Below are 24,106 nucleotides of genomic sequence, written 5' to 3'. Positions count from 1 at the left end.
CGATGTCCCTCGCAAAAACGCCTTCCAGGCAGATGCAATCGTGATTCATGCGGGCTCCTCAGGCGATCTTGCGCAGGGCGTGCGCCTGGCCGGCAAACAGGCGAGAGGCGCGTGCGGCCGCCAGCTCGATGCGCGACTGCAAGGCGGTGCTGACGATGCGGTAGTCGGCGAAATCGGTCTCGCTGGCGTACACGCCGATGGGCAGGGTGAGTGACTGGAAGAAGCTGAACAGCGGGCGCAACTGGTGATCGAGGACCAGGGCATGGCGTTCGCTGCCACCGGTGGCGGCCAGCAGTACCGGCGTGTTGATCAGGGCGTCCTGGCCGACCAGATCGAACAAATGCTTGAACAGGCCCGGATAGGTGCCGCGATAGACCGGCGCGGCCACCACCAGCAAATCGGCAGACTCGATCAGGCGCAGTTCGTGCTCGACGGTTTCCGGCAACTCCTTGCGCCATAGCGCACCGCCCAGTGGACGGGCGATGTTGCCCAGTTCGATCAGGTGGGTATCGATGACCAAGTGCTGGCCGAGCTCGCCCAGGATGGCTTCGGTCAGTGCCAGGGTGCGCGAGGGGCGGGCGGTACCGCCGGAGACGGCGACGACTTTCAAGGGAGTGCTCATCCTAGGTGTTCCTGTTGGACTGTTGATCGAGGTACATAGGCTTGAGCAAGGGCCGTACCAACGCGAAAAGCCCAGCGTTTACTGGGCTTCGCGGGGATGGGAGGGGGCGGAACTGTTGGTCTGGCGGATGAATTGTTGAATGGCTGTTGCCCAGGCAACAACTGAGCCGCTGTTTCTGGGGCAACAGTCTTCAGTGGCAACAGTCGTCACCCCTATAGGTCGTCCGCCATCGATGCTACAGTCCCGTCTTTCCAGGGGAGAAAGCGTCATGCAGATCGTGGTATTGGCTTTGACGATGGCGCTGCTCGGGGGATGCGCGACGGCCAACGAAACCTTTGGCATGGGGCAGCTTTGCGGCCGGCAGCCTTATTGCGGTGCGGCGACCGATATCGAGATCATCAAGGACTCGATGAACGACAACGATGTGTATTCACGCGCGCTGGCACCGTTTGCAATCATTGACCTGCCTTTCAGTGTCGTGGCCGATACGTTGATTCTGCCCTATACGATTTTTCATATGAGGCCTGCCGAGGAGTAGGCCTCTCTGAATGATTCGAACCCGCTCCCTCGCCCTGGGGATTCAACCCCCGGCGGAGGAGGAAGCCAACGCCGCTGCGCTCTCACCGAATACCTGATCCATCCTTCAGGATGAATGCACACGCACTTGAAGGTGTTCTCCAAGGTACTGGATAAATTCTCGTGCCAACTGTGATGACTCTTCCTGTGTGGGAAGCAGCAGCGCAATTTCGTATCTGATCGCTGGTAAAAAGGGTTTCAGGACAAGGTGCCGAGTGAAGGACTTACTGACCACTGGATCGACGATCCCCACACCCAGGCCGGCGCCGACCAGTTCGCATGCTGTCGAGAAAAACTCTGTTTCGGCCACCACGTTCCAGGATGATCCATAGGTCGAAAAAGCCATGGCCAACTGCTGATAGACAGGATCGCCCTTGAACAGCGAAACGAACGGTACACCATGCAGGTCTGCCGGGGTAATCACGTCCAACGCTGCGAGAGGGTGACCCATCGGCATCATGCATTGGCACTCATACGAAATCACCTCCATGTTGGAGGTGGGGTAATCGAGCGGCAGTTCGGCGATGGCCAGGTCGAATTGCTGCGTCGTCATCAGCTCCCGGACGGACTGGGAGTTTCGGGTGATAATCTTGAGTTCCAACCCTGGACGTTCTTTCGCGAACTCGGCCATCAATCGTGGCAGCAGATTGATCGAGATGCTTGCATAGGCAGCCACTGCCAGGTGGCCGCGTTTTCCTGTTCTGATTTCCTTGGCGATGCGATGGGTTTTTTCCACCGCTTCCAGCGCACGCTCAGCCTCGACGAAAAACAGTCGGGCTTCAGGTGTGGGTTGCAGGCGACCGCCCTTGCGCACGAACAGCTTGAGGCCAGTCTCATGCTCCAGATTGGCGATGGTGCTGCTTATGGCCGGTTGGGAGATGTTCAAAAGCTCTGCGGCACGGGTCATCGTGCCGTGGATCATCAAGGTCCTGAAGCACTCAAGCTGACGGATTCGCATGGCTTGCCCTATAAATTCAACTTATACCGAGGCCACTTTATATTATTGGTTTGCGGTTTTGTGCTGTGTTTTCCTTGATGGCAAGTACTCGGCCGTCGGCCTTTAGTCTTGCGAGGAAACAAGAACATGAATGCAGTAGATACCATCCACGGCACAGAGCTGGTCCGTTTGCCTGCCCGGCGAGGTGTTGCGCTCCGGTTGCATCAAGGGCGAACCCTCAAGCTCATCAACACACATGGCAAGCAGGTCGTTGATACTTGGGCGTTCAACCCGGATGATCTTTGCGAAGTCATGTCGATGGAGCACAGTCGACCTTTTTGGTTGAAGCTCAATCCGTGCAAGGGGGACAGCCTGGTGACCAACAAACGCCGGAAAATCCTCACGCTTACGCAAGACAGTTCGCCCGGTGTGCATGACACGCTGGTGGCCGCTTGCGACCCGACGCGTTACGTGCAGTTGGGCGTAGTGGGCCATCACGATAGCTGTAATGAAAATCTCTTTCTGGCTCTGGACGTCCTCGGCCTGGTGGTGACTGAAACCCCGAGTCCCTTGAACCTGTTCATGAACGTGCCGGTTCATCAGGACGGGCGTATCGAGTTCGCCGCGCCGGTCAGTGAGCCTGGGCAGTATGTGTGCCTTACGGCGGAAATGGACGCGATTGTGGTGCTCTCTGCTTGTCCCCAGGACATTACTGCCGTAAATGGAATGGAGCCCCGGGACGTTCACTATTGCATTCTCTGAATCCGCTGCACGTCATACCGTCCAGGTGCCAGGAGACCATCATGCGCAAGATACCCCCTCTGAATTCGGTGCGAGCATTCGAAGCGGTTGCACGCCACCAGAGTTTTTCCGTGGCAGCGAACGAGCTCTCCGTGACAGTCGCCGCGGTCAGTCATCAAGTCCGGCAATTGGAGGACGGGTTGGGACAAAAGCTCCTTGAGCGGGGGCGGACGGTGACCCTCACACCTGCGGGCAAAGCCATCTATCCGCTGTTGCGGGACGGCTTCGATCAGATTGCCCAGGCCTTTGCCCTGTTAAATGGGGCGAAGGAGGGCGATGCGATCCAGGTGTCCACCACGCGTGCATTTGCGGAGCGATGGCTCATGCCGCGCCTGGTGAAGTTCAATGAGATCTATCCGAACATCGTGGTGTCGATCCACGCCTCGGAGAAACTGGTGGATCTGCGTTCCGAGACGATTGATCTGGCGATTCGATATGGTCCAGTCGAGGCCGATGTGCGAGGTCCGGTGCTGTTCGAGGATCGGTACATTGCGGTCGCGGATAAAAGCATCTGTCCAGTCGAACGCATGGCAACGATCGACGACTTCCATAATCGACCACTGCTGGCGTTCAAATGGAAGAATCAGGCTCTCGAAGCTCCCGCGTGGTCAGCCTGGCTGGCCCGGGCCGAGCACGGTGCCTCCCGGGACTTGCGCACCTCCTGGTACAGCGAGGAAACGCTTGCGCTGCATGCGATGGAGCGGGGATTAGGCCCTTTGCTGTGCAGCAACGTATTGATTGACGATGAGCTTCGCTCGGGTCGGATTCGACGGGTGGTGGGGCCGACCTTGGCCGGTTTTACCTACCACCTGATAGAAGATAACCATTGCAATCCTCGCCATAGCCTTTCGTTGTTCAGGGAATGGCTGCTGGGCGAGGCAAAGTCGTTCAGGGAGCACACGCTTGATGAGGTGGCAGGGCATCAAATGGCGCTGACGTCTTGAGCGCTGAGGCAGATAAGCTCGACTTCATCGTCAGGGCTGCAGCGAGCCGTTGATCGTCGTGACCCCGGGTTGTCGAAAACAGGGTCGAGGTGGCAAACCCGGTACTTTCCTTTCCGGATGGGATTGCCACGCCCGACATGTTCAGCCGGCTTCCCCATCGTTGGTTTTGGCGGGGATACGCGGCATCAAGCCGGAGAGAGCTGGCTTTGCCGTGCCTCGATCATTTGCCTGACCAGGACCGGAACGGCATCGAACGCATTCGCGATGGAGGCTTCATGGCGAGCGTCGCCAAATTCCTGGTAGTCGATAGAGATGACATGGGTTTCATTCACGCCCAGGTAATGCGCACAGGTCTGAATGTGCGTGTCCAGATGGTTCATGGCTTCACGAACGCCACCTGGGCCAAATCCAAACTCGCCACGGGAGGATAAAATGACCAGCTTCTTGCCGCTCATGATGGGTTCCAGTGGGTAGTCGCCGCGCTCGAGATCGAAGGTAAAAGTCTTGCCGACCCGAATCACCTTGTCGAACCAGGACTTAAGGGCCGCCGGCATCCCATAGTTGTACATCGGCGTACCGATCACAATGATGTCGGCCCGGTCGATCTCGTCGATCAGTTCATCCGAGAGGCGGATTTCCTCGCGTTTTTCCGGCGTCATGTGTTCTTCGGGGGTAAAAACTGCGGCGATCCAAGCTTCGGTCACGAATGGAGGAGGGTTGCGCCCGACGTCACGGGCGATGATTTGCGCCTTGCCATCACGTTCGACCCAGGCTTGGACAAAAGCCTGGGACAGTTTACGGCTTAGGGAACGGTCGGATCGCGCACTGGCATCAATATGAAGAAGGGTGGTCATTTCATCATTCCTGTTAACCCTGAAGTGGAGTTACTTCAGCGACTGCAACAAATTGGCACGTCCCTCGCCGCTTCGGCTATTGATGTTTGTTTGAAGAGCGTTAAGTAAAACTCAATAAGCGATTTTTATTTGTCGGGTTGGGTTGAAAAGCTTTCTGTTTTTGACATGGCGTGGGTATTTCATGTCTGGATGAATGATGGGCTTGAGAAAAGCTTTACCCGGCAATTTTTCTAAAGGGTAGTTTAGTTATGGTCAATTACATAAAGATATAGACCTCGCTTTAATGACCAGGGGCGATTCATGTGTCGCCGGTCAGCGAGGAAAATAATAATGTCAATGCGTGGCGAATCTATAAGAAACTTAACGAACGAGGCCAACTACGATGCGCTGGGCATTGAGCCGGTGCCCGATAGCCATCGTACTTCAACGCCGTTGGACCAGTTCTGGATCTGGGCTGGAGCGAATGTCGCGCCGATCAACTGGGTGCTGGGGGCAATCGGTATCCAGTTGGGTTTGAGCCTGATTGAAACTCTGCTGGTGATTATCGTCGGCAACCTGTTGGGCGCCGCCTTGTTCGGTGCCATCTGCATCATGGGCCACCGCACGGGCGTGCCGCAAATGGTGCTTTCCCGGCTGGCCTTCGGCAGACGCGGCGCCTACCTGCCAACCATAATGCAAATACTGATGCCGATGGGCTGGGTCGCCACCAACACCTGGATAGTCCTGGACCTGGCGATGGCGGCCCTGGAAAAGGTCGGTATCAGCGCAGGCATGGAGCTCAAGTACGGCATCGCCTTGGGCGTCATGGTCATCCAGGTGGGTATCGCAGCCTGGGGCTTCAATGCTATCAAGTGCTTCGAGCGCTACACCATGCCGGTGATCCTACTGATCATGGTCGTGATGACCGGGCTCGCCTTCACTCATGTGGACATCCAATGGCAGGCCTCGACCACCGAGGGCATTGGCAAACTGTCGGCCATGAGCAGCCTGATGACGGCGATCGGGATCGGCTGGGGTATTTCCTGGCTGGTATATGCCTCGGATTACACCCGCTTCACCCAGCGCAAACTCTCCGATGGCCAGGTGTTCCGCTCGACATTCCTCGGCATGTTCCTGCCCACGGTATGGCTGGCCTTTCTTGGCGCTGCCATTGCTTCTGCGGGCGCAGGCTCGGACCCGGCGCAGCTCATCATTGCGGTGTTCGGAACCATGGCGTTGCCGGTGCTTCTGGTACTGCTGCATGGTCCGGTGGCCACTAACATCGTGGTCATTTATTCGGCGGCACTGGCAACGTTGTCGCTGGATCTGCGAGTGCCACGCTGGGTAGTTTCAACCGTCTCGGGCGTGGTCGCGCTGTTCATCCTCTATCTGTTCCTGCAATCAGGTGAATTCGTGCATACCTTTGAGAACCTGATGGTTTTCTTCGTGGTGTGGATCAGTCCCTGGGCCGGTATCACATTGGTTGATTTCTTCCTGATTCGCCGTGGTCAGCTCGATCTTCAATCGCTTTATTGTCATCACTTGGAAAGTGCCTGCACGGACGTGAATTGGAAAGGCCTGTTTGCACTTGCAGCTGGCGTACTGGCGGCTTGGTTATTCCAAGTAGGCACTATTAAATCACTGCAAGGTCCCCTGGCGATGGCATTGGGCGGCATTGATCTGTCTTGGTTGGCAGGGTTTGCTGTCAGCGGCGGTATTTATTATGTGTTGCACCGATCCCGGCAGGCGGAGGTTGCTCGCTCGTCGGCCATGGCTAAGTAAAAACAATGTTGTTATTCATTAAGCGAGGTTATGCAAATGTCTCATCTTGAACAAACCAATGTATTGGCGGCGTTGAATGGCGGTGCCGAGATCGATGCGTTTCTGGGCAATGTCGTGGAAATCGCGATCGTGACGCGTGACCACAGACGCACCATGGATGGCTTGCTCAAGCTGGGGATCGGCCCGTGGCGGGTCTACACCTTCAGCCCGGAAAACACCCAGAACCAGACTTACCACGGTGAGCCGGCCGACTTTGTACTGAAAGTCTGTTTCGCACAGTCCGGAAACATGGTCTGGGAATTGATGGAGCCTGTTTCCGGGCCGACAATCTTCGCCGATTTCCTGGACAAGCATGGCGAAGGCATCCAACACGTCGCGTATGACTGCAACAACATTCCGTTCGAAGATCGCCTCGCTGAACTGGAGCGACGTGGTTTCAAATGCGTTCAGTCAGGTTCTTGGATGGGCGTGAATCATTTCGCGTTCTTTGGTACCGAGGCCGATACCACCACCGTATTTGAAACCTATGCATTTCCTTCCGATTGGGATTATCCGGAACCGGAGTCGTGGTACCCGCCGCGCGCATAAGCCCACGCGGCATCACCTCGGCGCTGATGGCTGTCATGCGCCGAGGTGCTCGCCACCTTGAAATGACATCAGGAGGACAACCTCATGAACAGTGTTCGGATGGATAACATCAGTTGGGTCGAGTACAAGCATCGGGTGCAATCAGGTGTCGTGGTGTTTCTTCCCATCGGCGCAACGGAGCAGCATGGACCTCACTTGCCTTTGGGAACCGACGCCTTACTGGCCAGCGCTATCAGCGAGGATGTGGCCCGGGCAATCGACGGCATCGTTGCCCCGACGTTGTCCTATGGCTATAAATCCCAGCCCAAGTGTGGCGGCGGGCAGCACTTCTGTGGCACAACCAGCGTGGACGGTGCAACCTTGATCGCCATGGTTCGGGATGCCATTCGTGAGTTTCATCGTCACGGTGTGAAGCGGCTGGTGCTAGTGATCGGGCACTATGAAAACCAGTGGTTCGTGACCGAGGGCATAGAGCTGGCAATGCGCGACATTGGCCCGGACAGCGGGCTGGAAGTCATGCGCCTGGAACACTGGGAGTTCGTCAACCCACGGACACTCGACAAGATTTTTATGGACGGCTTTCCGGGAATCGCCCTGGAACATGCAGCGGTCATCGAAACCTCGATGATGTTGCATTACTACCCAGCGATGGTTGCCCTGGACAAGATTCCTGACCACGGGCCGGCCGAGTTCCCGGTCTATGATATGTACCCCACGCGGATCGAATGGGTGCCTGCCAGCGGGGTTCTGTCCTCTGCGCTGGGGTCCAGCGCCAACAAGGGAAAGCTGTTGGTGACCGATGTCATCAGCGGTATTGTCCAGGCGGTCCAGTCAGAGTTCGGGCTCGATATCCAGCGGCCCGTTGGCCTAGTATGTTGAGCGTTGTTCCATGTTCTCCTCCTGCAGACAGCAGCCGCCCCAGGCGGCTGGCCGACGCATTTTCTTCAGTTCGATTTCCCTTGGGACGATGACGGGGAGGTCGGATGGTGGGCGGTGTGGTGGTTACTCAAACCCCGGCGACAGCCTCGCGAACGAAGTCTTCATAGGTGCGCAGCGGGCGTCCCAGAATCGCCTGGAGCCGTTCCACGGTGCCTTCAGCGGCCTGCATGCCAAACTTCTGGATACCGGACATCATCAGGCGCATGTCATAAGCCAGCCAGGCAGGGCCGTACGCAGCCAATTGTGCTTCGAAGGCGACCACATCGTCACCGCCGTAGGCAACCTCGCGACCCAGGGCGGCGCTCCAGATTTTCGCCACGGCGGTACCGGTCAGTGCGTGCGGGCCGACCAACTCCAGGGTGACCCGATCCAGGGCCGAAGGTGCCTTGTCGCGACGCAGCAACTCGGCAGCGGTGATATCGGCGATGTCCCGGGTATCGATCATCGACACGCCCGCCGAGCCGATCGGCATCGGGTACACCGAGTAATCCTGAATCGTCTGCTGGACCATGAATTCGTTTTGCATGAAGTAAGCCGGGCGCAAGATCGTCGCCGGGATGTCGAGGCTTTCGATCATGCGCTCCACCGTATGCTTGCCGGTGAAGTGCGGCACGTAGGTGAACTTGTCGGCATGGATCACTGACAGGTAGACGATGCGCTCGATGCCGGCCTCGCGAGCGAGGTTCAAGGTGATGAGGGCTTGTGTTACCTCGTCGGGCGTCACGGCGCGGCTTACCCTGACGTCACGATCGACGTCGTTGCGGAGGATCGCGTGGTGGATCTCGTCGAGGAACAATTTGATGTCGCCATCCGGATCAACCCCGGCCCGGACAGCGATTTAGTCGGTCGCTGTTTCGCCAAGGACCGGCTGGTGGTGGTGGCCGCACCTGGACTGCCAATGCCTGCACCCGGGGCCATCCGCTCGGTTCCCGGCATTGTGGCGTCCGGTTTCGAGCCCACCCAATGGGCACTCGATGGCGGCCACTTGGTTCTGGAACCGGTCCCCAGGCTGCGGTTCTCTTCGTTCCTGATGATCCGCGATGCGGCCATCGCCGGTGGTGGGGCGGCCCTTATCCCGCAGTCGATGGCATGGAACCAACTGGCCAGTGGCGAGTTGGTCCAGTGGGGCACGGTATCGGGGAAAGAAGCCGAACTCTGGGTCCTGCACACGTCCCGACGACTTGCTGCGCCGAAGGTGCGGGCGTTTGTCGATTTCATGTGTGCCAGGTACCCGGACATGTCCCTGGTCTTGCAGGGATAAAAATGCTCACGTCAGGTCGTCGGTCATGAGCCTCACTCTGTGGCAATCAGTCGGCCCGAGTTTCTGACCGCTTGCCGAGCGCACTTCCATCGGCATGAGGGCCTGGCCGGTGGCGTTGTCCAACAGTACGGAACGAGTTTCCCCCGGCTCGAACAGGAAACGTTCGCCCCACTGTCGCAGGCTGACCACCACCGGAAAGATCTCCCGGCCTTTCTCTGTCAGGACGTACTCTTTGTAGGCGCTCCCATCCGAGGCGGGTCGAACGTCGAATACGCCGACCTCGACCAAGGCTTTGAGTCGCGAAGCCAGAATGTTCTTGGCCACGCCCAGGCTCTTTTGAAATTCGCTGAATCGACGGATGTCGTCGAATGCGTCGCGGATGATCATCAGTGACCAGCGATCACCCATCACATCCAGTGTCCTGGCGACCGGGCATTCGTTGTTTTGCGATGAAGCGGTTTCCATTTGATTGACCCTCTGGAAAGCATTGCCAAGTTGGTCGGAATTATGTGGTTGCAAATTGAAACCTGATCAAGCAACAATTCAGACAGGTTTTTAATTGAAACCAGTTTAGCGCCAAGGAGACGTGCATGACAGCAGAGGCCGACTGTTTCACCCAGCAGCCTTCGGAAAGTCAGGGTGACGAGGGAGCAAGCGCCCTCACCACGGGCTCTTTGAATGAACAGCAGTGCCCGGGGCTTTCGCCGTCGCTCACGTTATTGTTTTCCGTGACCTGCGCCCTGGCCGTCGCCAATGTCTACTTTGCCCAACCCTTGCTCGCCTCGATGGCCGAGAGCCTGGGTGTCGCTTCCGGATTGATCGGGGGAGTGGTGACGGCCACCCAGGTGGGGTACGCGCTGGGGTTGCTGTTCATCGTCCCGCTGGGGGACAGGGTCGACCGTAAACGGCTGGTTTTCGCGCAATTGGTGTTGTCAGCCATCGCGCTGGCGGCCGTCGGCGCAGCCCAGCATTGGTTGGCTTTGCTGGGCGCCATGGTCGTGATGGGGTTGCTGGCGGTGGTCGTCCAGGTGCTGGTGGCCTATGCCGCCGTGCTGTCCTCGCCATCCCAACGGGGACAGACCGTGGGCACCGTCACCAGTGGCGTTGTACTGGGGATTCTCCTGGCGCGGTTCACCTCCGGGGTGATCGCCGACCTGGCGGGCTGGCGCGGGGTTTATTTCGTGTCCTCGGGCTTGATGCTGGCCATCGCGGCAGTGTTCTGGGTCGTGGTGCCCGCCGCTGTGTCGCCCCGTCACCGGCAGCCCTACCTGGCGCTCATCCGCTCGCTGTTCGTGCTGTTCGTGACCGAGCCGATGCTACGGACCAGAGGCCTGCTGGCCTTGCTGATCTTTGCCGCTTTTTCGGTGTTGTGGACTGCGATGGTGCTGCCGTTGAGCGCCGCGCCGCTGTCACTTTCACACACGGCCATTGGCCTGTTTGGCCTGGCGGGTGTCGCCGGTGCCCTGGCGGCCAGAAGCGCCGGTCGTTGGGCGGATCAAGGTTTTGGACAACGGGTTACCGGCTGGTCGCTGGGGCTCCTGACGTTCTCCTGGCTGCCCATCGCGTTTACCGAGAGCTCCCTGATCGCACTGGTCTGCGGCGTGGTGCTACTCGACTTCGCGGTACAAGCCGTGCACGTCACCAACCAGAGCCTGATTTTCGCCGCGCGGCCCGACGCCCAGAGTCGCATGGTCGGCGCCTACATGTGTTTCTACTCGGTAGGCAGCGCATTGGGCGCGACCGCCGCGACCCAGGTCTATGCGCTGTGGGGCTGGATGGCGGTCAGCCTGCTGGGCGCCTCGATCAGCCTCGCCGCGCTGGTGGTGTGGAGACGCTCGCTTCATTGCGGCCACTGCTCAAGCAGGATCGAGACGAATTTCTCCGCGGCCGGGGAGAGCGATGCGCCCCGGCGGTAGACCAGGCCCAGGGAGCGGTTTACCACCGGCTCGATCAGCGGCACGCTGACCAGGGTTGGATGATCCCCGGCCGGCATGGCCAGGCTGGGCATCGCCGACACGCCCAGGCCGGCCTCGACCAGTCCCAGCGACGTAGACAAGTGCTGGACTTCGTAGAACCACTGTGGGCGCCAGCTCAGGCCCGACAGCGCGTGGTCCAGCAGCATGCGGTTGCCGCTCAGGCGCCCGACCCCGATCAGCCGATAGTCGCTGAGTTCCGACCAGGTGACCGCACTGCGTTCAGCCAATTCATGGTCGCGTCGGCAGGCCAGCACAAAGGGTTCGTTGACCAGGGGCACGAACTCGATGTCCGGGTGCTGGCCGCTCATCATGTTGATGCCGAAGTCGGCTTCGCCGCGCAGCACGGCTTCGAGCCCTTCGTTGGCGCTGAGGTCGAGCAGGCGGATGCGGATTTTCGGGTAGCGCTCGTTGTAGAGGCGGATCACCGAAGGCAGGAAATAGAACGCCGCCGTGGGGATGCACGCCAAGGTCACCCGGCCGATCTGCCGCTCCGCCAGCTCGCGGATGTTGAGAATCGAGTCGTCGAAATCATCCAGCAGGCGCCGCGCCTTGGGCAGGAAGTCACGGCCGACACTCGTCAGGCTGACCTTGCGGGTCGTGCGGTCGAGCAAAGCGGTTCCCAGGCCTTCCTCGAGTTTTTTCATCCGTCGGCTCAGGGCCGGTTGTGACAGATGCAGCGCATCGGCGGCTTCGTGGAAACTGCCCAGTTCGGCGATTTTCACGAAAGATCGTATGTCCTGGAGCTCATATTCCATGTTCTACCTCACCGCAGAGGGGATGCGTAGTGCAAATCATCGTAAAGTAATTCATTTGTGAAACGCAATAATCTCTCTGATCTTTGCATTGGAAACACTTTTCAAACTTTGCCACTCTTGTGTCCAGAGCATCAATTATCCAGATTGATCAACAAGAGTTAGTGATCATGCAGCGAATTCCTTGTGTGCTAATGCGCGGCGGTACGTCCAAAGGCCCGGTGTTTCTCGCCTGGGATCTGCCGGTCGCCATCGCCGAACGTGACGAGCTGCTGCTCAACCTGATGGGCTCCGGCCACGAGCTGGAAATCGACGGCATCGGTGGCGGCAGCCCACAAACCAGCAAAGTGGCGATCGTCAGCCCATCGCTGCACCCTGACGCGGATGTCGATTATCTGTTCGTCCAGGTCATGGTTTCCCAGCGTCGGGTCGATACCGCCCCCAACTGCGGCAACATGCTCTGCGCCGTCGGCCCGTTCGCCATCGAGCAGGGGCTGGTCAAGCCTTCTGGCGATCTGACCCGGGTGCGCATTCGCAACCTCAACACCGGGACGTTCGTGAATGCCGAAGTGCAAACCCCGCAAGGCAAGGTCAGCTATGAAGGCGACACCGCCATCGACGGCGTGCCTGGCACAGCCGCTCCGGTACAACTGACGTTTCTCGATGCGGCGGGCAGCAAGACGGGGAAACTCTTCCCGACCGGGCAACTCCTGGACCTGATCGACGGCATCCTGGTGACCTGCATCGACATGGCGATGCCGATGATGATTGTCGAGGCCAGCCAGCTCGGCAAACGCGGTGACGAAAGCCCTGCCGAACTGGACGCCGATAAAGCCTTCCTGCAGCGGCTGGAGTCCTTGCGGCTGAAAGCCGGCCTGGCGATGGGCCTGGGTGATGTCAGCGACAAGGTCATTCCCAAGCCGGTGCTGGTGTCTCCGGCCAAGTGCGGCGGGACGATCCAGGTGCGCTACTTCATGCCGCACAACTGTCACCGCGCCCTGGCGATCACCGGCTCCATTGGCTTGGCCACGGCGTGCGTAACCGAAGGCAGCGTCGTTGCACAGTTGCTCGGCAACGTCAGCGAACCGCGCTTGCAACAGGTTCGGATCGAACACCCAAGCGGCGGTATTGATGTCGTACTGTCCTACACCGGTGAAAAGGGTGAGACCATTCGGGCTTCGGTAGTACGTACCGCGCGCCGGCTTTTCTCGGGTTACGTCTACGCCACGGCGTCCCAACGGCTGGCCGGATAACCCTGGTTGCCAGGGTCTTTTGCATCAGAACAATTCTAAAAATGGGTGATGCCATGAAAGTTGTTAAATCGCTCTACTTCCAGATCATCTGCGCCGTGCTGCTGGGCGTGGTCGTCGGGCACTTCTGGTCGCAACAGGCAATTGCCTTGAAGCCGCTGGGCGATGCCTTCATCAAGCTGATCAAGATGATGATCGCGCCGGTGGTGTTCTGCACCATTGTCACTGGCATCGCCGGTATGAGCGACAAGCGCTCGCTGGGGCGTTTGTTGAGCAAGACCATGCTGTTGTTCCTGGCGCTGACGGTGATCAGCCTGATCATCGGCCTGGTGTCGGTCTACCTGTTCAAGCCCGGCGCAGGCATGAACATCGACCCGACGCAGTTGAGTACCCAGGGGCTGTCGCAGTACACCGAATCCGCCGCGAAACTGAGCGTGGTGGACTTCTTCATGCACATCATTCCCGACACCTTCATCGGCGCCTTCAATAAAGGCGAGGTGCTGCCGGTGCTGTTTATCGCGGTGCTCTGCGGTTTTGCCCTATCGTCCCTGGGCGAGCGCGGCAAGCCTGTGCTGGAGGTCCTGGAGTCGGCTTCGCACATGGTGTTCAAGATTTTCTCCTACCTGATGCGTTTCGCTCCGATTGGCGCTTTCGGGGCCTTGGCCTTCACGGTGGGGCAGTACGGCATCACGTCGCTGGGCTCGCTGGCCAAGTTGATCATGACCTTGTACATCGCCTGCGCTTTCTTCGTCTTTGTGGTGTTGGGCAGCCTTTGCCGCGCCCACGGTTTCAGCCTGTGGAAGCTGTTGCGTTACCTGCGTGAAGAGTTCCTGGTGGTGCTCGGCACGTCCTCGACCGAACCGGTAATGCCGCGGATGTTGGAAAAGCTCCAGGCCCTGGGTTGCAAGAAAGGGGTCGTGGGGCTGGTGCTGCCGACCGGCTACTCGTTCAACCTCGACGGCACGGCGATCTATCTGTCGCTGGCGGCGATCTTCATTGCCCAGGCCTGCAACATCGACCTGACGCTGACCCAGGTCATCACCATGCTGGCGATCATGCTGCTGTCGTCAAAGGGGGCCGCGGGTGTGACCGGCAGCGGGTTTGTCGCCCTGGCCTCGACCTTGACGGTCATCCACGACATTCCCCTGGCGGGCCTGGCCCTATTGATCGGGATCGACCGGTTCATGTCCGAAGCGCGGGCGTTGACCAGCCTGGCGAGCAACGCCGTTGCGACCGTGGTGATCTCCCTCTCGGAGAATGCCTGTGACCGCGAAGTGCTGTTGCAGACCCTGGATGGCAAACCCGCCCTGACACAGACCCCGGCAACGGACTCGAGCTGGGACGGCGCGAAGGTCGCCAAACACATCTAGCCGCTCACGGCTGACTCGACAGCACCGCGCAAGCTCACTCGATACCTCTCGCCAGGCACACTTCAGCGTGTTGCCTGGCGGGTGGGAGGGCGTGTGCCTGGGTGTCTGCCAAGCTACTCATAACAACAAGAGATCTGACATATGCTCGCTTTACTTGGCTTGGCCATGGTGGTGGTCTTCACTTTCCTGATAATGACCAAACGGTTGTCCCCGATTGTCGCCCTGACGGTAGTGCCCATCGTCTTTGCCGTGCTCGGCGGCTTTGGCGGGACCACCGGCAAGATGATGCTGGACGGCCTGAAAATGGTCGCGCCCTCGGCGGCACTGCTGTTGTTCGCGATCCTGTTTTTCGGCCTGATGATCGACGCCGGTCTGTTCGACCCGCTGATCCGCAAGATCCTCAAGCGGGTCAATGGCGACCCGATGAAAATCGCCGTGGGCACCGCGCTGCTGTCGCTGTTGGTGGCGCTGGACGGTGACGGCACGACGACCTACATGATCACCTGTGCCGCGATGCTGCCGCTGTATAAGCGCATCGGCATGAACCCGATGATCCTGGCGACCATTTCCATGCTCTCCCTGAGCATCATGAGCGGCATGACCCCTTGGGGCGGCCCGGCGACCCGTGCGATCGCAGCGCTGGGCCTGGATGCCGGTGAGTATTTCGTGCCGTTGCTGCCGACCATGATCGGTGGTGCGATGTGGGTGGTGTTCACGGCCTTCCTGCTGGGCCGTGCCGAGCGCAAGCGCATTGGTAACGTCCAGCTGCAAAGCGGTGGCGGTGACTGCTACATCAACGCGATCATCGAGGACACGCCACACAAGCGCCCGAAACTGGCCTACGTCAACCTGCTGCTGGTGGTCGCGGTGATGGTCGCGCTGGTGATGGGGCTCATGCACTCGGCGATTCTGTTCCTGATCGGTTTCGTCCTGGCGCTGATGATCAACTATCCGCAACTGGATATTCAGAAGGAGCGCATTCTCGCCCATTCGGGCAACGCCATGACCGTGGTCCTGCTGGTGTTTGCCGCGGGCATCTTCGCCGGGATCTTCTCCGGAACGAAAATGGTCGATGCCCTGGCGCAAACCCTGGTCGATTGGATTCCGCCTTCCTGGGGCCATCTGTTCCCGCTGGTGGTGGCGATTACCAGCATGCCGCTGACCTTCGTATTGTCCAACGATGCCTACTACTTCGGGGTCGTGCCGATCCTGGCCAACGCCGCCGCTGCCTACGGGATTGATCCGGTGGAAATTGCCCGGGCTTCCATTCTCGGCCAGCCGGTGCACCTGATGAGCCCGCTGGTGGCCTCGACCCTGTTGCTGGTGGGCATGGTCGACCGCGACCTGGGCGACTTCCAGAAAGCCACCGTCAAATGGGCGGTGCTCACCTCCCTGGTGATTACCGCGCTGGCCTTGCTGACCGGGGCACTGACGCTGTTTTCCTGACTCACCCGACAACCTTGTTTTCCTGCCTGACACGCCCCCTGCAAATGGGGGTGAGAAGGCCTGCACGCCCAATAACAACAACGAGTAGCCAGACATGACCATTTTGCTGACCCGCGGGGCTTTGTTTCCAATCCTTGGCCTGTTGCCCCTGGCCACGGCCAGCGCCGAAGGTTTCATCGATGACAGCAAGCTGAAGCTGCAATTGCGCAACGTCTACTTCAACGAAAATTTCCGCGACGAGCACGGTATGAGCGCCCGGGCGGCGAGGACCGCCAAGAGTGAGCGCACCGAATGGGCCCAGGGCTTCCTGCTGGATTACCAGTCAGGCTTTACGCCGGGCACCCTCGGCTTCGGGGTCGATGCCCTGGGCCTGCTCGGGGTCAAGCTCGATTCCGGGCGTGGTCGCAGTGGCACCGGCCTGCTGCCGGTGCATGACGACGGTCGCGCCGCCGACGAGTTCGCCAGTGCGGGCATGACCGCCAAGGCCCGGCTGGCCAAGACCACGCTCAAATACGGCACCTTGCTGCCCAAGACCCCGGTGCTGGTCTACAACGATGCGCGGCTGTTGCCCCAGACTTACCAAGGCACCCAGATCAGCAGCAACGACATTGACAACCTCACCGTCACCGGCGGGCACCTGGAGCGTTTCAAGCTGCGGGATTCGAGCGACAGCATGCCCATCGTGCCGGACGGCTACGGCGGCGATAAGTCCGGTGACTTCAGCTATGCCGGCGCCGACTACAAGTTGGGCAAGCACATCCGCCTGAGCTACTTCTATGGCGAGCTGGAGAATTTCTATCGACAGAACTTCGTTGGCATCCAGCATGATCTGCCCCTGGGCGCCGGGGTATTGACCAGCGACCTGCGCTACTTCAACAGCGTCGATTCGGGGTCGGCCTACGGCGGCAAGATCGACAACGACATGCTCAGCGGGTCGCTGTCCTACGCCGTTGTCGGCCACACACTGAGCGCCGGTTACCAGACCCTCAGCGGCGAGGCGGGCCTGCCTTACGTCAGCGGCGCCACGGTGTACTCCTTCAGCAACGTCGGGATCGGCAAGTTCATCGAGGAAGACGAGAAGACCTGGATGCTCGGTTACGGCTACGACTTCGCGCGCCTCGGTGTGCCCGGCCTGACGTTCTCCACCCGCTACCTGAGCGGTAACGACGGTAAGTCCGACACCGCGGTCAAAGAGTGGGAACGTGACGCAGAGATCGCCTATGTGGTGCAACAGGGAACGTTCAAGGGGCTGGGGGTGAAGTTGCGAAACTACGTCTATCGCTCGGACTTTTCCCGTGGTCGTGACAGCAACCGGGTCTACTTTACCTACGACATCGCGCTTTGGTAGGTCATGCAGTTCACCTAAGAAACAACGATGGATTTGGTAGGTCATGCAGTTCACCTAAGAAACAACGATGGACCTGTGGCGAGGGAGCTTGCTCCCGCTCGGCTGCGAAGCAGTCGTGAACCGGCGGGTGCGGTGTGTCTGTGTTACGCGTTCGGCAGGTTTTGGGGGCGCTTCGCGACCCAGCGGGAGCAAGCTCCCTCGCCACGGTTTTCTCAGTGGCCCCGCGCTCATCACGGTGGCCCGGTTCGATTCTTTGCGACATCATTGCGTCAATTTTCTTTGGGGCAATGCCCGTCGAGGCCGCTGTGGATCGAAACCGAGACCGACGCAACAACCTTTCCCTGGATGGCCTGAATTTTTTCCTCGCGGATGTGCGCGATGGCTTGGGTCCTTACCTGGCGATCTACCTGCTGGCGGTGCATCGCTGGGACCCGGCGAGCATTGGCGTGGTGATGACGGTGGCGGCCATGGCCGGGCTTGTCGCCCAGGCGCCTGCCGGCGCGTTGATCGACCGGGTGCGCAGCAAGCGTGCCGTGGTGGCCGTGGCGGCATTGGTGGTGACGCTGGGTTGCCTGGTACTTCCGTTCACGTCGTCCTTTGGCCTGGTGGCATTGACCCAGGCCATCGGCGCCGTGGCAGCGTCAGTCTTTGCGCCGGCTATCGCGGCGATTTCCCTGGGCATTACCGGCGCCAAGGCCTTTACACGGCGCACGGGGCGCAACGAAACATTCAATCACGCGGGCAATGCCTGCGCCGCGCTGCTGGCGGGTGGGTTCGCCTGGTTGTTCGGTCCCATCGCGGTGTTCTACCTGATGGCCGCCATGGCATTGGCGAGCATCGTGGCGGTCAGTTGTGTGTCCGCCGAGGCCATCGACCATGACGTGGCACGGGGCCTGGAGGCGGGGCAGTTGGTTCACGGCCCTGTACCCTCGACGCTGCGGGTCCTGCTGGATAACCGTACGCTGCTGTTGTTCGCCATTTGCTGCGGGCTGTTCCATCTGGCGAACGCGGCGATGCTCCCGCTGGTCAGCCAGAAGCTCGCCCAGGCCAATGTGCACCTGGCCACGCCGTTGACATCGGCTTGTATCGTTGCGGCGCAACTGGTCATGGTGCCCATGGCGTGGCTGGTGGGCGTCAAGGCCGATGCCTGGGGCCGCAAGCCGTTGCTGCTGGCCGGCTTCCTGATCCTGCCCATCCGCGGCGTGTTGTACGTGCTCTCGGACGACCCCTACTGGTTGGTGGCGGTGCAACTGCTGGACGGTATTGGTGCCGGGCTGTTTGGCGCGCTGTTTCCCCTGGTGGTCAAGGACCTGACCCAGGGCACCGGGCGCTTCAACGTCAGTCTCGGGGTGTTGTCGACGGTGTTCGGGCTCGGCGCCGCGTTGAGCAACAGCCTGGCCGGCTTCGTGGTGCAAGGGGCTGGCTACAGCGCGGCGTTCCTGACCCTGGCGGCGATTGCCGCGCTGGCATTCGGCCTGTTGCTGGCGATGCCCGAGACCTTCAGGCCAAGCCGCGTGTCCCAGGCCGACACCCTTGCGGTGCCCGACGGCGGGGTCGCCTGAGGCCGCGTACCCGGTTCGACCCCGCGCTGTTCAAGCCCGGGCGGGGTCGCTGGCGTGTTCCCGGCGAGACAACTGAAGCAGCAGTCCTGGTTCCGCTCTTGTGGCTGAAAGCGTCCAGCCATGGGCCTGGGCGATTTCCTGGCAGATCGTCAGGCCCAGGCCGGCGCCATGGTCGCGGCGATGGGGCCCGCGCCAGAAGCGCACGCACAGCTGCGGCAGTTGCTCCCGATCAACCCCGGGGCCCCAATCGCGTACGCTCAGGCGATCCTTGCCGATGTCCACTCGCACCTCGGTGCCTCGAGGGGCGTGTTGGAGGGCGTTCTCCAGCAGGTTTTTCAGCAAGGTGAAGAGGGCGCTGCGATCAGCCTGCCAGGGGGCAACGCCCGTGCAATCGTCGGCCAGCACCAGGCGTACGTCGACGGCTTCGGCCATGCGCTGTAGATAGTCGGCGGCTTCTTTCGCGACATCGGCCAGTTCGACCGCGGCAAACCTATAGTTCTGCGCCTCGCTGGCTTCGGTCAACAGCAGCAGTTGCTGGGCTTGGCGGGTCATGTGGGCGACGTCGTTGAGGAGCGCGCTGCGATCGGGACTGTCTGCCATCAATTCGATCTGCGCGCGTATCAGCGCCAGCGGTGTCTTCAACTCGTGCGCCGCTGTCGCCAGAAATTCCTGCTGGATCCGGTAGCCATTTTCCAGGCGCTGGAGGACCCGATTGAAACTGTCCACCAGTGGCAAGACTTCGGAAGGTACGCGGCTGACCTGCAAGCGCGAATGCAGCGAGCGAGGCGATATGGCCGCGGCCGACTCGGACACTTCGCGCAAGGGCTTGAGCGTATAACCCAGGATGACATAGGCGCAGGCACCAAAGACGAAGAGCAGTACCAGGCTGAACAGGACGATGCCGGCCCCCATGAAGGGCAGGGCGAAGGCGCCGTGAAAGAGGTCCATCAACCGTTCGCTGACGGCAAGCTGCAGGAACCAGGTCTGGCCGTCGTGTTCGACTGGCGCGGTGGCACCGTACATCAAGATGCCCTGGCGCTCGAACTTGAACGGTTCGTGCTCCAAAGGGTGCAGCGAGGCACTCGCTGGCCAGAAGGTCGCATCGGTGGACGCCAGGGCCACGTTTGCCGAGGCGTCCAGCACGCGGTAGCCGATCTCCTGTCCCATGCTGTCATAGGTCCAGATTCGATCCGCCTCGCTGGGATCGAATCCGACCGGGCGCCCGCCAGCATCGAACTGGAGTTTCTCCGCCAGCTCCTGGGTGCGTTCGGCCATGTTCATGACCGACAGGATGTCGCTCTGTGAGCTGACCAGGGCCAACGCCGCCGACACGATCAACAGAATGCTCAGCGCCACGCCGGCGATATAGGCCAGCAGCACCTTGAACCGGAGGCTACTCAACCACGTCGACCTGGCGGAGCGCATAACCGAGACCTCGCAAGTTGACAATGCGTTGGCGGGAGCCGATGGCAAGCAGCTTGCGGCGGATACGGTGCAGGGCCACGTCCAGGGCGTTCGGCGTGACCGCCTCGCTCAAGCCCCAGCCCGCCGCCTCTATGCTGGGGCGGCGGACGATTTCCCCAGGCTTGCGCAACAGCAGCAACATGATCTGCATTTCCGCCGGCGCCAGGGTAATGCTTTCATTCGCACAGCACAGAGTGCCGGTCTCGGGTTGCAGGCTCAGGTCACCGTGGCTGGGCGCCAGTGGGCGACAGTCCACGGGGCGCCGCAGCAAAGCCCGCACCCGGGCGACCATTTCATCCATGGCAAACGGCTTGGGCAGATAGTCATCGGCACCGGCATCGAGCCCTTGTACCCGATCATGCAGGGCATCCCGTGCCGTGAGCACCAGGCACGGCAGGCCAAGCCCGGCGCTGCGCAGGCGCTTCAACAAGACCAGCCCGTCGCCGTCCGGCAAGCCGCGATCGAGGATCAGCGCCTGGTAGGGCACCCGCTGGATGGCCGCCCATGCACCGTCCATGCGGTTGATCACATCGACGGCGATCCCGGCGTTCGTCAATCCCGTGCTGACCAGTTGGGCCAAGCGTTCGTGGTCCTCGACCAACAGAATGCGGCTCATCAGAAGCGGTACAGGTAGCCGAACAGCGCGCTGTTTTCGGTAGAACGATCTACCAGCGGGCTGTCCTTGATCTCGCTGGCGAAGCGGGTCGCCTTGATATCGAGGAACACAGAGTGGTGCTTATCGAACATGTAGTTTCCCCGGACGCCAAACTCGGTATTGAGGGCGGACTTGCCATCATAGGCCGCGCGATCGATGCGGGCTTCACTGTCGCGTACGCCAAAATAATAATCGACGTATTTCTTGTCCTGCCACATCGCCGTCACGTGGGGCGTGAGGGTGATGCGGTCGTCGAGTCGCCAGGTCCGCTCCAGGCCCAGGTTGAAGCGCTGCCCCTTGCTGTTGCCCGATACATCCGCCAGCCACTCGGCGTGGGCGTCCACCCAGTCGGTGTGCCACTGCACTTTCGCTCCGGCCCAGAAGCTGCTTTTACGGTCGCTCATGCCATCGAAAACCCGCGAGTCATCGGCATCATAGCCACTGAAGTCGTACTGGCCCACGAGGCTGAAATCGATGTGCTGGGTGTCGTTGATCTCGAGCTGCGACAGCTTGGCCTCGGCGTTCGGGCCGAACACCCGCAGGTATTCGTTCTCGAAGTAGATCAGCGGTATCGCCTTGTTGTCACGATCGATGCCGGTATAGGGCTGCTGGCTGCTGATGGCGCCGACCCCCAGCCCCCAGGACGAAGACGGTTTGGCGGTTTCAGGTTCGGCGGCCTGTGCGGCCAGCGCTGAAGGGGGCGCAGTGAGTAGGATCAGGCTCGGGATGGTGGAAACGGCTAAGCGCAGCAAATGCATGGGGTGCTCCAACGGGACAGGATGAAATGCGCGCCTATCGTTGAGCGTCTTCCCTTACCGGATACTTACGGTTATTTGTCGAAAGCTTGACCTCGATCAAGGCAAATACATATTCCCGCTTCACGGCCGTTATATGTGCCAAGCGGTGCAATATCAGGGGTGATGGCTATTTGGTATTGCGCTAAGATCACGTCAAGTCAGCGTGTATAACAGCCTTCTTACAATAAGTTCACGCGTCACTAATTCATTTTTAAATGAGGCTTGAACGGAAATGCTCAGGAATGCACCGCTGCGTCTGAAACTTTTATTGATCCTGCTCCTTCCCTTGTTGGGATTCCTGATTTTGGCCGGCGTCTTTGTCGTGGATAACTACAAGACACTGCGCGATATGGACGCCACGGTCACCGCCAGCGCCACGGCGCAGAAGTTGAGCCAACTGATTACGGTATTGCAGCGTGAACGCGGCGCCAGCGGGGTGTTCCTGGGCAGCGCGGGCAAGTCCATGGGTGAGCGGATGGCCCAGGCGCGCCAGGATTCCAATGCTTCTGTCGAGGTGGTGAGCCGGTTGTCTGCGTCGGGGAGCGCGCAATTGGACAACGTCCTCCAGGCCTTGGCGCAACTGCCCGCCATTCGTGGGCAAGTGGATAAGTTGGGTATCAGCAGCACCGAATCGGGTGTTCGTTATACCGAGATCATTCAAGCGCTCGTGGGCTATACCCACTCTTTGGAAGCGACGATCAATAACGCCACCATTGTTCATGCACTCGGTGCGCTCAATCAGTTTATCGAGATGAAAGAACGGGCTGGACGCGAGCGGGTCGTGCTGGGCCTGGTATTCAGCCAGGACCGTTTCGACGAGACATTGTTGTCGCGTTTTAGCCGTAATCTCGGTGAGTTCTCTGCTTATTCCGACGCATTCCGTCGCCAGGCCCAGCCAGCCTTGCTTCAACAGTTTACCGAGCAGATGCTCAAACCCGCTGCGGTCGAAGTGGGCAAGTTGCAGCGCCTGGCTTTCGAAGTGCCATTGGGGCAGTCGCTGGGCATCAAGCCAGAGGCCTGGTTTGAACTCTCCACTCAGCGCATCGACATGATGGGCCAAGTGGAGGAAGCCCTCGGTCAAAACGTCAGCCGCCTGGCGGTACACGGGCGCGATGAAGCCAGCCGTGCGTTGTGGTTGACCCTCGGTGCGGTCGTCGTGGCGCTGCTGGCGGTGACGGTGCTGTCGTATGTGATCATCCGCATGATCGATTTGGCGGTACGCGATGTGAACCGGGCCCTGAACGGCCTGGCACAACGTGATCTCACTGCCAGGGCCACGTACGAGGGTCGGGATGAATTCGGCCAGATCTCGCGCAACCTCAATCGCATGGCGCAGGAGATCAGCGAAGTCGTGCAGGAAATCGGCAATGCCACGGCGCAGGTGGCCACCGCCGCGCAAGAGTCTTCCACGGTGACGGTCCAGACCAGTGCGAGTGTCGAGCAACAGCGCCAAGGCACCGAGCAGGTGGCCACCGCGATCAATCAGATGAGCGCCACGGTGCGCGAGGTGGCGCAAAGTACCAACGATGCGGCGCACATGTCGCAACAGGTCAACCTCAGCACGGCGCAAGGGCGCGTGGAAATCGAAAGTACCATCGGGCTGATTCGCCAATTGTCCGGGCAGGCCGAGGAGACCGCGGGGATCATTGGTGATCTCAAGCTGGAAAGCGATGCGATCTCTTCCGTGCTCGACGTGATTCGCGGCATTGCCGAACAGACCAATCTGCTGGCGCTCAATGCGGCGATTGAAGCGGCGCGGGCCGGTGATCATGGGCGCGGGTTTGCGGTGGTCGCCTCCGAGGTGCGCACCCTGGCACAAAAGACGCAGGAGTCCACGGGCAACATTCAACAGATGATCAGCAACCTGCAAGCCGGGTCGGATCGTGCGGCGCTGTCCATGCAGCAGACCCTGGACAAGGCTCAGGACGGGGCGAGCAAAGTCGAGCGCGCGGGGACGTTGTTGGTGGAGATCGCCGAGGGCGTGGCGACGATCAGCGACCGTAACATCCAGATCGCCTCCGCAGCCGAAGAGCAGAACGCGGTGTCCGAGGACATCAATCGTAACGTGAACGAGATCAATGACCTGGTGATCCAGGTGAGTGCCGGTGCCGAGCAGACGGCCATCACCAGCCAGGAACTGGCGCGCCTGGCCGAGTACCAGCAACAGTTGGTCAATCGCTTCAAGGTCGCCTAATTCCTGCGG

General features: G+C 60.2%; 21 protein-coding genes and 2 pseudogenes. 14 read left to right on the top strand and 9 right to left on the bottom strand.

The genetic code is table 11. The features are described from left to right. Positions 1-58: 58 nt before the first annotated feature. A complete protein-coding gene (gene msuE / locus AO356_RS28985) occupies positions 59-622 on the bottom strand; it encodes an FMN reductase (protein WP_060742770.1) in 564 nt (187 codons plus the stop codon). Positions 623-890: 268 nt separating this feature from the next. On the opposite strand from msuE, the gene AO356_RS28980 reads away from it, so the two are divergent. Then, on the top strand, positions 891-1,160 hold the full coding sequence (locus AO356_RS28980) for a YceK/YidQ family lipoprotein (protein WP_060742769.1): 270 nt from the start codon (positions 891-893) through the stop codon (positions 1,158-1,160). Between the two features lie 105 nt (positions 1,161-1,265). Here AO356_RS28980 and AO356_RS28975 read toward each other — a convergent pair whose 3' ends face one another. Next, positions 1,266-2,156: a LysR substrate-binding domain-containing protein gene (locus AO356_RS28975; protein ID WP_060742768.1), complete on the bottom strand. Its 891-nt coding sequence runs from the start codon at positions 2,154-2,156 to the stop codon at positions 1,266-1,268. 126 nt (positions 2,157-2,282) lie between these two features. On the opposite strand from AO356_RS28975, the gene AO356_RS28970 reads away from it, so the two are divergent. Both AO356_RS28970 and AO356_RS28965 read left to right on the top strand, forming a co-directional pair. Further along, the gene (locus tag AO356_RS28970) at positions 2,283-2,897 is read left to right on the top strand and encodes a DUF1989 domain-containing protein (RefSeq protein ID WP_060742767.1); all 615 of its coding nucleotides are present in this window, start codon (positions 2,283-2,285) and stop codon (positions 2,895-2,897) included. A 41-nt stretch (positions 2,898-2,938) separates the two neighbouring features. Next, a complete protein-coding gene (locus AO356_RS28965; RefSeq protein ID WP_060742766.1) occupies positions 2,939-3,880 on the top strand; it encodes a LysR family transcriptional regulator in 942 nt (313 codons plus the stop codon). A gap of 185 nt (positions 3,881-4,065) precedes the next feature. On the opposite strand, the gene AO356_RS28960 is transcribed toward AO356_RS28965, so the two are convergent. Continuing rightward, positions 4,066-4,734, bottom strand: coding sequence for an FMN-dependent NADH-azoreductase (locus AO356_RS28960; RefSeq protein WP_060742765.1), 669 nt, complete (start codon positions 4,732-4,734; stop codon positions 4,066-4,068). A gap of 330 nt (positions 4,735-5,064) precedes the next feature. Between AO356_RS28960 and AO356_RS28955 the strand changes: the two genes are divergently transcribed. From AO356_RS28955 to AO356_RS28945, 3 genes are all read left to right on the top strand, one after another. After that, positions 5,065-6,495 carry a purine-cytosine permease family protein gene (locus AO356_RS28955; RefSeq protein WP_060742764.1) on the top strand — a complete coding sequence of 477 codons (1,431 nt, stop codon included), beginning with the start codon at positions 5,065-5,067 and terminating at the stop codon, positions 6,493-6,495. A 36-nt stretch (positions 6,496-6,531) separates the two neighbouring features. Further along, complete coding sequence (locus AO356_RS28950) at positions 6,532-7,083, top strand: VOC family protein (protein WP_225613445.1); 552 nt, start codon at positions 6,532-6,534, stop codon at positions 7,081-7,083. An 84-nt stretch (positions 7,084-7,167) separates the two neighbouring features. Then, entirely contained in the window at positions 7,168-7,962 is a 795-nt protein-coding gene (locus AO356_RS28945) for a creatininase (RefSeq protein WP_060742762.1), read from the top strand. Between the two features lie 127 nt (positions 7,963-8,089). Here the strand turns inward: AO356_RS28945 and AO356_RS28940 are convergent. Continuing rightward, positions 8,090-8,752: pseudogene (locus AO356_RS28940) on the bottom strand (NmrA family NAD(P)-binding protein); the annotation flags it as partial. On the opposite strand from AO356_RS28940, the pseudogene AO356_RS28935 reads away from it, so the two are divergent. After that, positions 8,753-9,283, top strand: a pseudogene (locus tag AO356_RS28935) (LysR substrate-binding domain-containing protein); the annotation flags it as partial. 6 nt (positions 9,284-9,289) lie between these two features. Here AO356_RS28935 and AO356_RS28930 read toward each other — a convergent pair. Next, on the bottom strand, positions 9,290-9,748 hold the full coding sequence (locus tag AO356_RS28930; protein WP_060742761.1) for a winged helix-turn-helix transcriptional regulator: 459 nt from the start codon (positions 9,746-9,748) through the stop codon (positions 9,290-9,292). A gap of 125 nt (positions 9,749-9,873) precedes the next feature. Between AO356_RS28930 and AO356_RS28925 the strand changes: the two genes are divergently transcribed. Beyond that, on the top strand, positions 9,874-11,199 hold the full coding sequence (locus AO356_RS28925) for an MFS transporter (protein WP_060742760.1): 1,326 nt from the start codon (positions 9,874-9,876) through the stop codon (positions 11,197-11,199). On the opposite strand, the gene AO356_RS28920 is transcribed toward AO356_RS28925, so the two are convergent. After that, a complete protein-coding gene (locus AO356_RS28920; RefSeq protein ID WP_003200706.1) occupies positions 11,124-12,014 on the bottom strand; it encodes a LysR family transcriptional regulator in 891 nt (296 codons plus the stop codon). The two genes, AO356_RS28925 and AO356_RS28920, sit on opposite strands and share 76 nt — an antisense overlap. Before the next feature lie 167 nt (positions 12,015-12,181). On the opposite strand from AO356_RS28920, the gene AO356_RS28915 reads away from it, so the two are divergent. The 5 genes from AO356_RS28915 (at position 12,182) to AO356_RS28895 (ending at position 18,987) form a co-directional block, all read left to right on the top strand. After that, positions 12,182-13,264 carry a 4-oxalomesaconate tautomerase gene (locus AO356_RS28915; protein WP_060742759.1) on the top strand — a complete coding sequence of 361 codons (1,083 nt, stop codon included), beginning with the start codon at positions 12,182-12,184 and terminating at the stop codon, positions 13,262-13,264. A gap of 41 nt (positions 13,265-13,305) precedes the next feature. After that, positions 13,306-14,631: a dicarboxylate/amino acid:cation symporter gene (locus tag AO356_RS28910; RefSeq protein ID WP_060742758.1), complete on the top strand. Its 1,326-nt coding sequence runs from the start codon at positions 13,306-13,308 to the stop codon at positions 14,629-14,631. Between the two features lie 141 nt (positions 14,632-14,772). Next, the gene (locus AO356_RS28905) at positions 14,773-16,077 is read left to right on the top strand and encodes a CitMHS family transporter (RefSeq protein ID WP_060742757.1); all 1,305 of its coding nucleotides are present in this window, start codon (positions 14,773-14,775) and stop codon (positions 16,075-16,077) included. A 94-nt stretch (positions 16,078-16,171) separates the two neighbouring features. Next, positions 16,172-17,425, top strand: a complete 1,254-nt coding sequence (locus tag AO356_RS28900; protein WP_060742756.1) for an OprD family porin — start codon at positions 16,172-16,174, stop codon at positions 17,423-17,425. A 305-nt stretch (positions 17,426-17,730) separates the two neighbouring features. Next, complete coding sequence (locus tag AO356_RS28895; protein WP_109791147.1) at positions 17,731-18,987, top strand: MFS transporter; 1,257 nt, start codon at positions 17,731-17,733, stop codon at positions 18,985-18,987. 30 nt (positions 18,988-19,017) lie between these two features. Here AO356_RS28895 and AO356_RS28890 read toward each other — a convergent pair whose 3' ends face one another. Genes AO356_RS28890 through AO356_RS28880 form a run of 3 tightly spaced genes read right to left on the bottom strand, consistent with a single transcriptional unit; the run spans position 19,018 to position 21,864 of the window. Then, positions 19,018-20,388, bottom strand: a complete 1,371-nt coding sequence (locus AO356_RS28890; RefSeq protein WP_237140779.1) for a sensor histidine kinase — start codon at positions 20,386-20,388, stop codon at positions 19,018-19,020. Continuing rightward, positions 20,381-21,067 (bottom strand): response regulator transcription factor, encoded by a 687-nt coding sequence (locus AO356_RS28885; protein ID WP_060742753.1) that lies wholly within the window; start codon positions 21,065-21,067, stop codon positions 20,381-20,383. Before AO356_RS28885 ends, AO356_RS28890 begins: the two co-directional genes overlap by 8 nt. Further along, complete coding sequence (locus AO356_RS28880) at positions 21,067-21,864, bottom strand: MipA/OmpV family protein (protein WP_060742752.1); 798 nt, start codon at positions 21,862-21,864, stop codon at positions 21,067-21,069. The genes AO356_RS28885 and AO356_RS28880 overlap by 1 nt, the downstream gene beginning before the upstream one ends. A gap of 271 nt (positions 21,865-22,135) precedes the next feature. Here AO356_RS28880 and AO356_RS28875 point away from each other — a divergent pair, with 271 nt between their 5' ends. Further along, on the top strand, positions 22,136-24,097 hold the full coding sequence (locus tag AO356_RS28875; RefSeq protein ID WP_060742751.1) for a methyl-accepting chemotaxis protein: 1,962 nt from the start codon (positions 22,136-22,138) through the stop codon (positions 24,095-24,097). The last annotated feature ends 9 nt before the right edge of the window (positions 24,098-24,106 follow it).

Source organism: Pseudomonas fluorescens (assembly GCF_001307275.1).
Classification (GTDB): Bacteria; Pseudomonadota; Gammaproteobacteria; order Pseudomonadales; family Pseudomonadaceae; genus Aquipseudomonas; species Aquipseudomonas fluorescens_AA.
The sequence above is the reverse complement of the archived record's forward strand: the minus strand, read 5'-3'. Positions and strand labels throughout refer to the sequence as shown.

Bases quoted from the DNA above. Each gene is read 5' to 3' on its own strand.
- AO356_RS28910 (WP_060742758.1), top strand. From the start codon at position 13,306: ATGGGTGATGCCATGAAAGTTGTTAAATCGCTCTACTTCCAGATCATC.
- AO356_RS28955 (WP_060742764.1), top strand. From the start codon at position 5,065: ATGTCAATGCGTGGCGAATCTATAAGAAACTTAACGAACGAGGCCAAC.
- AO356_RS28945 (WP_060742762.1), top strand. From the start codon at position 7,168: ATGAACAGTGTTCGGATGGATAACATCAGTTGGGTCGAGTACAAGCAT.
- AO356_RS28980 (WP_060742769.1), top strand. From the start codon at position 891: ATGCAGATCGTGGTATTGGCTTTGACGATGGCGCTGCTCGGGGGATGC.
- AO356_RS28875 (WP_060742751.1), top strand. From the start codon at position 22,136: ATGCTCAGGAATGCACCGCTGCGTCTGAAACTTTTATTGATCCTGCTC.
- AO356_RS28950 (WP_225613445.1), top strand. From the start codon at position 6,532: ATGTCTCATCTTGAACAAACCAATGTATTGGCGGCGTTGAATGGCGGT.
- AO356_RS28960 (WP_060742765.1), bottom strand. From the start codon at position 4,734: ATGACCACCCTTCTTCATATTGATGCCAGTGCGCGATCCGACCGTTCC.
- AO356_RS28900 (WP_060742756.1), top strand. From the start codon at position 16,172: ATGACCATTTTGCTGACCCGCGGGGCTTTGTTTCCAATCCTTGGCCTG.
- AO356_RS28880 (WP_060742752.1), bottom strand. From the start codon at position 21,864: ATGCATTTGCTGCGCTTAGCCGTTTCCACCATCCCGAGCCTGATCCTA.
- AO356_RS28965 (WP_060742766.1), top strand. From the start codon at position 2,939: ATGCGCAAGATACCCCCTCTGAATTCGGTGCGAGCATTCGAAGCGGTT.
- AO356_RS28915 (WP_060742759.1), top strand. From the start codon at position 12,182: ATGCAGCGAATTCCTTGTGTGCTAATGCGCGGCGGTACGTCCAAAGGC.
- AO356_RS28885 (WP_060742753.1), bottom strand. From the start codon at position 21,067: ATGAGCCGCATTCTGTTGGTCGAGGACCACGAACGCTTGGCCCAACTG.
- AO356_RS28905 (WP_060742757.1), top strand. From the start codon at position 14,773: ATGCTCGCTTTACTTGGCTTGGCCATGGTGGTGGTCTTCACTTTCCTG.
- AO356_RS28920 (WP_003200706.1), bottom strand. From the start codon at position 12,014: ATGGAATATGAGCTCCAGGACATACGATCTTTCGTGAAAATCGCCGAA.
- AO356_RS28975 (WP_060742768.1), bottom strand. From the start codon at position 2,156: ATGCGAATCCGTCAGCTTGAGTGCTTCAGGACCTTGATGATCCACGGC.
- AO356_RS28925 (WP_060742760.1), top strand. From the start codon at position 9,874: ATGACAGCAGAGGCCGACTGTTTCACCCAGCAGCCTTCGGAAAGTCAG.
- AO356_RS28930 (WP_060742761.1), bottom strand. From the start codon at position 9,748: ATGGAAACCGCTTCATCGCAAAACAACGAATGCCCGGTCGCCAGGACA.
- msuE (WP_060742770.1), bottom strand. From the start codon at position 622: ATGAGCACTCCCTTGAAAGTCGTCGCCGTCTCCGGCGGTACCGCCCGC.
- AO356_RS28970 (WP_060742767.1), top strand. From the start codon at position 2,283: ATGAATGCAGTAGATACCATCCACGGCACAGAGCTGGTCCGTTTGCCT.